General features: G+C 67.6%; 2 protein-coding genes. Both read left to right on the forward strand.

What is annotated here, in order from left to right:
* Positions 1-750: response regulator (locus tag ABIB99_RS44450; RefSeq protein ID WP_354182307.1), on the forward strand; the 750-nt coding region annotated here is incomplete at its 5' end.
* A 27-nt stretch (positions 751-777) separates the two neighbouring features.
* The coding region (locus tag ABIB99_RS44455) for a chemotaxis protein CheW (RefSeq protein WP_354182309.1) at positions 778-1226 on the forward strand (449 nt) is incomplete at its 3' end.

Consider the following 1226-nt stretch of genomic DNA (forward strand, 5'->3'; position numbering starts at 1 on the left):
CTGGAGGAGCTCCCGGCCGACAAGATCGAGTTCAGCAACGGCCGCTACATGGTGCAGTACCGCGAGCAGCTGATGCCGCTCGTCGCCATGGAGAGCGTCACCATTGCGAGCCAGGGCGCCCAGCCGATCCTGGTGTTTGCGGACGACGGCCGCTCCATGGGCCTCGTCGTCGACGAGATCATCGACATCGTCGAGGAAAGGCTCAACATCGAGGTCGGCGGCTCCGCCTCCGGCATTCTCGGCTCGGCCGTGATCAAGGGCCAGGCCACCGAAGTGATCGACGTCGGCCACTTCCTGCCGATGGCGTTCGCCGACTGGTTCACCCGCAAGGAGATGAAGCCGTCGCAGCACTCGCAGTCGGTGCTGCTGGTCGACGACTCGGCTTTCTTCCGCAACATGCTGGCACCCGTGCTGAAGGCGGCCGGCTACCGCGTCCGCACCGCGCCGACCGCGCAGGAGGGCCTGGCTGCGCTGCGTGCGCAGAGCTTCGACGTGGTCCTGACCGACATCGAGATGCCCGACATGAACGGGTTCGAGTTCGCCGAAGTGATCCGCTCCGACACCAATCTGGGCGCGATGCCGATCATCGGCCTGTCCGCGCTGGTGTCGCCGGCGGCGATCGAGCGCGGCCGTCAGGCCGGCTTCCACGACTATGTCGCCAAGTTCGACCGTCCCGGTCTGATCGCGGCGCTGAAGGAACAGACCGCGGGCGCCGCCGGCGCCTCCGAGCTGAGCCGGGCAGCGGCGTAACGGCACTGGGGATCAGGAGATACCGCTATGAGCAACAAGAAGACGCAGATCGGCGAAGGCGCCATGGTCGAATACGTCACCGCGATGATCGGCGGCCAGCTGTTCGGCCTGCCGATCTCCCGCGTCCAGGACGTGTTCATGCCCGAGCGCGTCACCCGCGTTCCCTTGTCCTCGCGCGAGATCGCGGGCGTGCTGAACCTGCGCGGCCGCATCGTCACCGTGGTCGACATGCGCGCCCGGCTCGGCCTGCCCAAGCCCGAGGACGGCAAGACCCCGATGGCGGTCGGCGTCGACCTGCGCGGTGAATCCTACGGCCTCCTGATCGACCAGATCGGCGAAGTGCTGCGGCTTGCCGAGGCCGGCATGGAAGAGAACCCCGTCAACCTCGATCCCCGCATGGCCAAGCTCGCCGGCGGCGTCCACCGCCTCGACGGCCAGCTCATGGTCGTCCTCGACGTCGATCGCGTCCTCGAGCT

Source organism: Bradyrhizobium sp. LA6.1 (assembly GCF_040547805.1).
In the GTDB taxonomy this organism is placed as follows: Bacteria; Pseudomonadota; Alphaproteobacteria; order Rhizobiales; family Xanthobacteraceae; genus Bradyrhizobium; species Bradyrhizobium barranii.